The sequence below is a fragment of the Trichloromonas sp. genome, from assembly GCF_041583255.1.
Taxonomy (GTDB): domain Bacteria; phylum Desulfobacterota; class Desulfuromonadia; order Desulfuromonadales; family Trichloromonadaceae; genus Trichloromonas.
Genome location: NZ_JBFHGD010000124.1, coordinates 1 through 9,723 on the forward strand (window position 1 = coordinate 1; position 9,723 = coordinate 9,723).

The following is a 9,723-nucleotide window of genomic DNA, read 5'->3' on the forward strand; positions in this document are numbered from 1 at the left end:
CTGACTTTTGAGGCAAGCGTGGCGTTAATTCTGGGTGAGAACATCGGCACCACGGTAACGGCCAATCTCGCAGCCATCGGCACCAACCTGGCCGCACGGCGAACCGCCTTTGCCCACTTTCTATTCAACTTTCTTGGCGTCGCCTACATGCTGCTGCTGATGCCGTTTTTTATGAAGTTCGTCAGCGGGATGACCCCCGGGGATGCCGATTTCGTCATCCAGACACAACAACAGGCGCAGACCCTCGGTGGGGCCATTGGCGATAAACCGTTTATTGCCCGCCACATTGCCAACACCCACACGCTCTTCAATATCATCAACACGATTGTTTTTCTGCCCTTGGTCGGTATCCTTGCCAAGTTGACAACCCTGGTGATCCGAGGCAAGGAAGAAGAGATGGAATTCCATCTCAAGTATATTGACAACCGGGTCCTCAACACCCCGCCGATTGCCTTAGGGCAGGCGAAGGCCGAGACCAAACGGATGGGGCAGATTGCTCTTGAAATGCTGGATGAGACGCTTGCCTTCCTGAAAGACGGCAATGAAAAGCGGATCGAAGTCCTGGAGAAGAAGGAAGATGTGGTCGACCTGCTGCAAAAAGAGGTTACAGATTTTTTGGTCGCCCTGTCGCAAAAGTCTATCTCGCAGGACACATCGAAAGAAGTCGCCTCGCTGATGCACATGGTCAATGACCTTGAGCGGGTTGGCGATCACTGTGAAAACCTCTGGCGTCTCGGCCAGAAAAAGGCCAGCCAGAAAATTGTTTTCTCGGAAATAGGCAACGCCGAGCTGGCACAAATTGGTGAAAGCACACGGGATTTTCTCGAATTCGTACTGGCGGGACTGTCGCGTGGCGATGTCACCATCCTTGAAAAATCAAATCACATGGAAGATACCGTCGACATGCTTGAAGAGACCATGCGCAATAATCATATCGCCCGACTCAATACCGGGGAATGCGCCGTCTTGCCTGGTCTTATCTTTATCGACATGCTGCACAATTTCGAGAAAATCGGCGACCACACCTATAACGTGGCCCAAGCGGTTGTCGGAGACAAGTAATTGCTGGCGGCAGTCGATGTCGGCACCAATACGGTTCGACTGCTGCTGGGCGAGGTAACCGGCGGGCGGCTCACGCCCGTTCGTTATGAGCGTTCGATCACCCGCCTTGGCGGCGGGTTTCAAGCTGAAAAGGGTCTTGCTCCAGAATCTATGGAGAGGACCCTTTTGGCGTTACGGGGATTTGTCGAACTGCTAACTAAATTCAACATCAGCAGCGTTCGCGCGGTTGGCACCCAGGCGCTGCGTCAGTCGGTTAACGGCCAGGGATTTGTCGCCAGGGTACAGGCTGAACTCGACCTGCCGCTGCAGATTATCGATGGTGGCGAGGAAGCCCGACTCAGTGCCCGCGGCGTTGCCGAGGGGCTTTTCCCCAAGCCTGAGCGATACCTGGTCTTTGATATCGGCGGCGGCAGCACCGAATTCGTTTATTGTGAAAACAACGAAATCCTTTTTTCCCGCAGTTACCCGCTCGGGGTGGTCAGGCTCGCCGAAAGCTGTCATACGCTTGATGAGGTAAGGATCGAAATCGAGCGACAGCTTGATTGCTTCACCCATGATATGTCCGCATCAGGCGTTTCAATTGATGCCAAGGAATACGTCCTTGTCGGCACAGCGGGGACGGTGACCACGCTGGCAGCGATGGACCTGGAAATGGTCAGCTACGATTGGCGGAAGATCAACAACCACCGGCTCGAACGGCAGAAGGTACATACCCTGATCGAGCTGCTCCTGCCTTTGTCCCCAGCCGAGCGTGAGCAATTGCCCGGCATGGAAAAGGGGCGGGGGGATTTGATCGTGCCGGGTCTTTTCATCGTTTCCGCGATCATGCGCCGCCTGCATCAACCCCGTCTAGCCATCAGCGACTTCGGCCTGCTTGAAGGCGCCCTGCTGTCACTGGCTGATGTGTCCAACTCAAATTGACAATTCCCTTCTGATTGACTATATTCAACCGGCATTTTAATCTCGCTAAAGATGTTGATCGCAGCCAACTCATTGAGACAAAGGGGTTTACAGAGGAGTTTATGAAACAAGCGATTCTCTCAGGCAATGAAGCCTTCGCCCGCGGAGCCTATGAAGCCGGTGTTCGTGTGGCATCGGCCTACCCGGGCACTCCGAGTACCGAAATCCTCGAAAACATCGCGACCTACCCAGAGATCGACTCATCCTGGGCGCCCAATGAAAAGGTCAGCCTTGAAGTCGCCATCGGCGCCAGTTTCGCCGGTGCCCGCGCGATGGTGGCGATGAAGCATGTCGGCCTCAACGTGGCCGCCGACCCGCTGATGACCATGTCCTACATCGGCGTTCGCGGTGGTCTGGTGGTGGTGGTGGCTGACGACCCGGAAATGCATTCGTCCCAGAACGAGCAGGACAGCCGGCATTATGCCCGTCTGGCCAAAGCCCCCATGCTCGAGCCTTCGGATAGTGATGAGGCGCTGGCCTTTACCCGGCTGGCCTTCGAGCTGAGTGAGCAGTTCGACACACCGGTGATGCTGCGCTCCAACACCCGCATCTCCCACGGCAAAACAATCGTCAATCTCGGATCCCGAATCGACAACCTGCCCGAACCGGTCATTGAGCGCAATCCGGGTAAATTCGTCATGCTGCCGGCCAATGCCCGCAAGCGTCACCCGGTAGTGGAGCAGCGCCTGCTCGATCTCAAGGCATGGGGCTGCACCCATGAAATCAACCGGATCGAAGAAGGCGAGGGGGAGGTCGGCGTTATTACCGCCGGGATCTCCTACCAGTACGCCAAGGAAGTGCTCCCCAAGGCGCATATTCTCAAGCTCGGCATGGTTTATCCGCTGCCGGAAGAGCTGATCCGTGAATTCGCGGCGCGATGCAAGACCCTCTACGTCATTGAAGAGCTTGATCCGTTTATCGAAGATCAAATCCGGGCCATGGGAATCAGTGTCAAGGGCAAGGATGTTTTCCCGATCTGCGGCGAGTTTTCACCTGGGCGAGTGGCTGCGGCCCTCGGCATGGCTCAGCCCAAAGGAGTCGAAGTTTCTGCCGAGCCCCTGCCGAACCGTCCGCCGAACATGTGTCCCGGCTGCTCCCACCGGGGGGTATTCTACGCACTGAAGCGTCTCGGCGCCTTTGTCACCGGTGATATCGGCTGTTACACCCTGGGCGCGCTGCCGCCGCTCTCGGCCATGGATACCTGCGTCTGCATGGGCGCCGGCATCAGCAATGCCACCGGCATGGCCAAGGCTTTGGGCGAGGCGGAACGCAGCAAGGTGGTCGGGGTCATGGGCGATTCGACCTTTCTCCATTCCGGCATCACCAGCCTGATGGACATGGCCTACAACAACACCCCGGCCACGGTGATCATCCTTGATAACCGCATCACCGCCATGACCGGCCGGCAGGACAATCCGGCGTCGGGCCATACGCTGGCCGGAATCGAAGCGATTCCCGTCGATCTCGAAGCGATCTGCCGCGCGATCGGCGTACGTCACGTGCAGGTGGTCGATCCCTATGAGCTGGAAAAGACCCGGCTGCTCATCAAGGCCGAAATGGAGCGTCCGGAAACATCGGTCGTGATTACCCGCCGCTCCTGCATGCTCGACCGGCACGGTCGCGGTGAGCGCAGCGCCCCCCTGTTTGTCAACGATGACAAGTGCACCGGCTGCAAGGCCTGCCTGAAGATCGGTTGTCCCGCGATCGAGTGGCAGGGTGGGACGGGAACCGACAAAGGCAAGGCCAGGATCAACCAGGTTCTTTGCGTCGGCTGTGGCGTATGTAAACAGGTTTGTAAATTCGATGCCTTCGGAGTCGGTCATGAATAACGATGTGAAAAATATCTTTCTCGCCGGGGTCGGCGGGCAGGGAACCCTGCTGGCCAGCGAAGTCCTTTCGGAAACCCTGATGACAGCCGGCTACGACGTCAAGAAAAGCGAAGTGCACGGCATGTCCCAGCGCGGCGGCAGTGTTACATCCCATGTCCGCTACGGCAAGCGGGTCTTCAGCCCGCTGATTCCCGAGGGGATGGCCGACGTGCTGTTCGGTTTCGAGCTGCTGGAAGCCTACCGTTACCTGCCGATGCTGCGTCCCGGCGGTACCGTTGTCGTCAACGACCTGAAAATCATCCCGGCACCGGTCGCCATGGGCGTGGAAACCTATCCGGACAATATCCCGGCGAAAATTACCGCCGCCTGTCCCGGCGCCAAGATTGTCAACGGCATGGAACTGGCCCTGCAGGCCGGCAATGTGCGCACGGTCAACACCGTGCTGCTCGGTGCCCTCTCGCAGCGGATGGACATTGCCGAAGAACTCTGGCTGGCCGCACTGAACAAGATGGTGCCGGAAAAGTTTCTGAACGAGAACCTCGAAGCGTTCAGGCTCGGTCGCCAGGCCTGATCCGCCAGCTGTTCCCCTGAAGAAAAGGATGGATCATGATCTGGAATGATGAATTCGAAACCTTGCCAAGGGAAGTCATCGAGTCGCTGCAGCTCAAACGCCTGCAGCAGACCCTGCAGCGGGTCTATGCGACCGTGCCTTTTTATCGGCGTCAGCTGGATAAGGTCGGCATGACCCCGGACAAGGTCAGATCCCTCGCTGACCTGCAGCGATTGCCGTTCACCCTCAAGCAGGACATGCGCGACAACTATCCGTACGGCCTGTTTGCCGTGCCGCTGGAGCAGATTGTCCGTATCCATGCCTCCTCCGGCACCACCGGCAAACCGACGGTGGTCGGCTACACCCGCCGCGACATCGATACCTGGGCCGAACTGATGGCCCGTTCGTTCGTCGCCGCCGGCGCCCACAAGGGGGATGTCATCCATAACGCCTATGGCTACGGTCTCTTTACCGGCGGGCTGGGGGCTCACTACGGGGCCGAAAAGCTTGGCGCCTCGGTCATTCCCATGTCGGGGGGCAACACCAAGAAGCAGCTGATGATCATGCAGGATTTCGGCTCGACCGTGTTGACCTGCACCCCGTCGTACAGCCTTTACCTGGCGGAGGTGGCCGCCGAAGAGGGGATCGACTTCAAATCGCTCAAGCTCAAGGTCGGCATCTTCGGCGCCGAACCCTGGAGCGAAGAGATTCGCAAGGAGATTGAAGCAAAGCTCAATCTCAAGGCGATCGATATCTACGGTCTGTCGGAAATTCTCGGTCCCGGCGTCGGAATCGAGTGCATCGAAGCCCAGAAGGGGCTGCATATCTGGGAAGATCATTTCATCCCCGAAATCATCAATCCCGAAACCGGTGAAGTGCTGCCTCACGGCGAACATGGCGAGTTGGTGATTACCACCATCACCAAGGAAGGGATTCCGATGATCCGCTATCGGACCCGCGATATCACCCGGATCATCCCCGAGCCTTGCATCTGCGGTCGCACCCATGTGCGCCTTGAGCGGATGAGCGGCCGCACCGACGACATGCTGATCATCCGCGGCGTTAACGTCTTCCCGTCGCAGATCGAAAGCGTGCTGATCAACATCGAAGGGGTCGAGCCCCATTATCAGCTGATTGTCGACCGGGAGGAGAATCTCGACACCCTGGAAGTCCAGGTCGAGGTGAACGAGCAGACCTTCTCCGACGAGGTTAAGATCCTGCAGAGCCTCTCTTCGCGCATCCGCAAAGAAATCAAGGATATGCTTGGGGTCACCTGCAAGGTAAGGCTGGTCGAGCCGAAGACCATCGCCCGCAGCGAGGGGAAGGCCCAGCGAGTTATCGACAAACGCAAGGAACAGTGACCCGTAGCGCCTATTCAAGGGGGTACCATGAAAGTCGAGCAGATTTCCATTTTTATAGAAAACAAATCCGGCCGACTGGCTGAAGTCACCCGGGTGCTGGGCGAAGCCGGCGTCAATATCCGCGCCCTGTCCCTGGCCGACACCTCCGATTTCGGCATTCTGCGCCTGATCGTCAACAAGACCGACCAGGCCAAATCGGTGCTGAAAGAAAAAGGGTTCACTGTCAACAAGACCGACGTCGTCGCCGTCGAAGTGCCCGACCGTCCGATGGGACTGTTCGGGATTCTGGAGATTCTCGACCAGGGCAAGGTCAATGTCGAGTACATGTACGCCTTTGTTGAGCGCTGTGGCGAAAATGCCGTTATCATCTTCCGGTTCGATAATACCGAAGAAGCGATCCAGGTTCTGACCCAGGGCGGCGTGAATATTCTTCAAGGTGAACGCATCTACAATATGTAGCACATACAGGTATTTATATCAGAATGTCTAGAAATGGCCTTATGGAAAAAGGGGTGGTGCAACAGCGCATCTGGGACGCGGCACACGAATGCATGCCTCGGCACGAACTGGAAAAACTCCAGTTCGCCCGGTTGAAGCAGACCCTGCACCGGGTCTGGGAGAAGGTTCCCTGCTACCAGAATAAATTCCGCGAACTTGGCATTGTTCCCGACGATATCCAGTGCTTGAATGATCTGGCCCGGCTGCCGTTCACCATCAAGGAAGATTTGCGCCTGAACTACCCCTATGGGATGTTCGCCGTGCCTCTGCGTGAGGTGGTTCGCATTCATTCGTCTTCCGGCACCACCGGCAAACCTACCGTGGTCGGCTACTCGCGGCAGGATCTGGACAACTGGTCGGAGCTCGCCGCCCGCTTCATGACCGCCGCCGGCGTGACCGAAGACGACATCGTGCATATCGCCTTCGGTTACGGTCTCTTTACCGGCGCCTTCGGCCTCCATTACGGAGCCGAGCGCATCGGCGCCTCGGTCATACCCATGTCGAGCGGCAACACCGACAAGCAGCTGATGATCATGCAGGACTACCGCTCCAGCGCCCTGGTCTGCACGCCGTCCTATGCCTTGACCATGGCCGAGCGCCTGGAGAAGCTCGGCATTTCCCCAGCGGATCTTTCGCTGCGGGTCGGCCTGTTTGGCGCCGAACCCTGGAGCGAGGAGATGCGCCGCGAGATCGAAACCCGGCTCGGTGTCATCGCCACGGATAATTACGGGCTCTCCGAGGTCATGGGCCCCGGGGTGGCCGGAGAATGTCAGCACCGCTGCGGCATGCATATTTTCGAGGATCACTTCCTGCCTGAAATCATCGATCCGGAAACCGGCGAAGTGCTGCCGCCCGGCTCCATCGGTGAACTGGTCTTGACCAGTCTCACCAAAGAGGCATTTCCGGTCATCCGCTACCGCACCCGTGACATCACCCGGTTGATCTACGACACCTGCGAATGCGGCCGCACCATGGGACGGATGCAGAAGACCATGGGCCGCTCGGACGACATGCTGATCATCAAAGGGGTCAACGTCTTCCCGACCCAGATCGAGGAGGTCCTGTTCCAGGTCGAAGGGTGCGAACCCCATTATCAGCTGGTGATCGACCGGGTCGGCAACATGGATACGCTCGAAGTGCAGGTCGAGGTCTTCGAGAGCATTTTCTTCGACGAGATGAAGAAGCAGCGGGCCTTTGTCGAGCTGCTTGAAAAGCGCCTGTTATCGACCCTGGGGGTCGGCGCCAAGGTCAAGCTGGTCGAGCCGTCGTCGATTACCCGCCATGAAGGAAAGGCCAAGCGCGTCATCGACAAACGTCACCTTTGATGCGGAACCTGTTGATTTCATGAAACAATATAAAATTTAAGCCGATAAAATTTATCCTTGACATTGCGAGGCAAATGGCTGATAATCCGGCCTCGTTGATTGACGGGGCGTAGCGCAGCCTGGTAGCGCACGTGCATGGGGTGCACGGGGTCGGAGGTTCAAATCCTCTCGCCCCGACCAACGAGAAAAAGGGAGTGACTCTGTCACTCCCTTTTTTCGTAACAACGTTTCGCGTACACACACGGCGAGGAAGCATGAAAGAACAGATTCAGTCCCTGCTTGAGCAGGCGGTTGCGAAGATGAAAGGGCAGGGGCTGCTCCCCGCCGACGCCGACCCGGCCATCCAGATTGATCGCACCAAGGATAAGGCGCACGGCGATCTGGCCACCAACCTGGCCATGATCAGCGCCAAGGCGGCGAAAAAAAATCCGCGCCAGCTGGCCGCCGAGCTCATCGAGCAGCTGCCGGCTTCACCGCTTGTGCTCAAGGCTGAAATCGCCGGCCCCGGCTTCATCAATTTCTATCTCAATCCGGATTGGCTTGCCGGGCAGATCGAGATCGCCCTGGGCGACCCGCGCCTTGACGTCATGCTGTCGGCACTGCCGCAAACGGTGGTGGTTGACTACTCATCGCCCAACCTGGCCAAGGAGATGCACGTCGGTCACCTGCGCTCGACCGTGATCGGCGATGCCGTTTCCAGAACCCTGGAATTTCTCGGCCATAAAGTCATCCGGCACAATCACGTCGGCGACTGGGGAACCCAGTTCGGCATGCTGCTGGCCCACATGGAAGAGGTCCGCCGGGCTGGCGGCGAAATCCGCATGCAGCTCTCCGACCTGGAACTCTTTTATCGCGAAGCCAAGGGGCGCTTTGACGCCTCTGCTGAATTCGCCGACCGGGCTCGCCAGCTGGTGGTCGAACTGCAGTCGGGGGATGCCTACTGCAACCAGCTCTGGCGCGAATTTCTTGAAATTTCGTTATCCCATTGCCAGCAGATCTACGATCGCCTCAACGTCGCCCTGACCCGCGACGATGTGGTCGGCGAGAGTTTCTACAACGACGATCTCTCCAGGGTGATCGAGGACCTGACGGCCGCCGGCCTGCTGGTCGAAGACCAGGGGGCCCGCTGCGTCTTCCTCGACGAATTCAAGGGGAAGGACGATGAGCCGCTGCCGATGATCGTGCAGAAAAAGGATGGCGGATTTCTCTATGCCACCACCGATCTGGCGGCAATCCGTTATCGCTTGCGTACCCTGAACGCCGACCGGGTGCTCTATTTCGTCGACCATCGCCAGTCGCTGCATTTTCAACAGCTGTTCGCCGTGGCACGCAAGGCCGGTTTTGCCGGCGCCGCTGTCAGCCTTGAACATATGGCCTTCGGCACCGTCATGGGTGAAGACGGCAAACCCTTCAAGACCCGCTCCGGCGGGGTCGCTAAGCTGACAGACCTGCTTGATGAGGCCGAAGCCCGCGCCTATGCCCTGGTGAAGGATAAGAATCCAGAGATGCCTGATGCCGAACTGCGCAGTATCGGCCGGGTCGTCGGCATTGCTTCAGTCAAGTACGCCGACCTGTCGAAAAACCGCACCAGTGATTATGTTTTCAGCTTCGACCAGATGCTCAGCTTCGAGGGGAACACCGCGCCCTATCTGCTTTATGCCTACACTCGCGTCGCCAGCATATTCCGCCGCGGAGAAATCGACGAAAATCAGTTGCAGGGGAGGGTGAGGCTCGAGGAGGAAATCGAAAAAGACCTGGCCGGCAAACTGGTGCAATTTGCCGAAGTGGTCAACCGGGTGGCCGAAAAGGGCTGGCCGCACCTGCTCTGCGGTTACCTTTACGAACTCTCCGGCATCTTCTCCAGCTTTTATCAAAGCTGTCCGGTGCTGGTCTGCGAAGATGCCGAGACCCGCAACAGCCGCCTGAAGCTTTCCCTGCTCACCGCGCGCACCCTCAGGCAGGGGCTGAATCTGCTCGGTATTGAAACCCTGGAGCGGATGTAACGTTTTGCTAAACCACAAAGGAGTAAAGGCGTCAGGACAGTCAGTTCTGACGCCTTTACTCTATGAACGGGTTGAATTAGAATGGGCACGAGATACTTTAAAATTCTCTAACTCAAGGTAAGCTTTCCTGTACAG

At 57.8% G+C, this 9,723-nt stretch carries 8 protein-coding genes and 1 tRNA gene; all 9 read left to right on the forward strand.

All coding sequences use genetic code 11. The features are described 5' to 3' along the window. On the forward strand, positions 1-1,062 hold a 1,062-nt coding region (locus ABYV89_RS10735), incomplete at its 5' end, for a Na/Pi cotransporter family protein (protein ID WP_432822951.1). Continuing rightward, positions 1,063-1,983: an exopolyphosphatase gene (locus ABYV89_RS10740; RefSeq protein WP_432822952.1), complete on the forward strand. Its 921-nt coding sequence runs from the start codon at positions 1,063-1,065 to the stop codon at positions 1,981-1,983. 101 nt (positions 1,984-2,084) lie between these two features. Next, positions 2,085-3,851, forward strand: coding sequence for an indolepyruvate ferredoxin oxidoreductase subunit alpha (gene iorA / locus ABYV89_RS10745; protein ID WP_432822953.1), 1,767 nt, complete (start codon positions 2,085-2,087; stop codon positions 3,849-3,851). Further along, on the forward strand, positions 3,844-4,422 hold the full coding sequence (locus tag ABYV89_RS10750; RefSeq protein WP_432822954.1) for an indolepyruvate oxidoreductase subunit beta: 579 nt from the start codon (positions 3,844-3,846) through the stop codon (positions 4,420-4,422). The genes iorA and ABYV89_RS10750 overlap by 8 nt, the downstream gene beginning before the upstream one ends. Positions 4,423-4,457: 35 nt before the next feature. After that, positions 4,458-5,762: a phenylacetate--CoA ligase family protein gene (locus tag ABYV89_RS10755; RefSeq protein ID WP_432822955.1), complete on the forward strand. Its 1,305-nt coding sequence runs from the start codon at positions 4,458-4,460 to the stop codon at positions 5,760-5,762. Between the two features lie 27 nt (positions 5,763-5,789). Continuing rightward, positions 5,790-6,221 carry an ACT domain-containing protein gene (locus ABYV89_RS10760; protein ID WP_432822956.1) on the forward strand — a complete coding sequence of 144 codons (432 nt, stop codon included), beginning with the start codon at positions 5,790-5,792 and terminating at the stop codon, positions 6,219-6,221. A gap of 23 nt (positions 6,222-6,244) precedes the next feature. Then, positions 6,245-7,585, forward strand: coding sequence for a phenylacetate--CoA ligase family protein (locus tag ABYV89_RS10765; protein ID WP_432822957.1), 1,341 nt, complete (start codon positions 6,245-6,247; stop codon positions 7,583-7,585). A gap of 103 nt (positions 7,586-7,688) precedes the next feature. Further along, a tRNA-Pro gene (locus ABYV89_RS10770) sits at positions 7,689-7,765 on the forward strand. Positions 7,766-7,839: 74 nt separating this feature from the next. After that, on the forward strand, positions 7,840-9,588 hold the full coding sequence (gene argS, locus ABYV89_RS10775; RefSeq protein WP_432822958.1) for an arginine--tRNA ligase: 1,749 nt from the start codon (positions 7,840-7,842) through the stop codon (positions 9,586-9,588). The last annotated feature ends 135 nt before the right edge of the window (positions 9,589-9,723 follow it).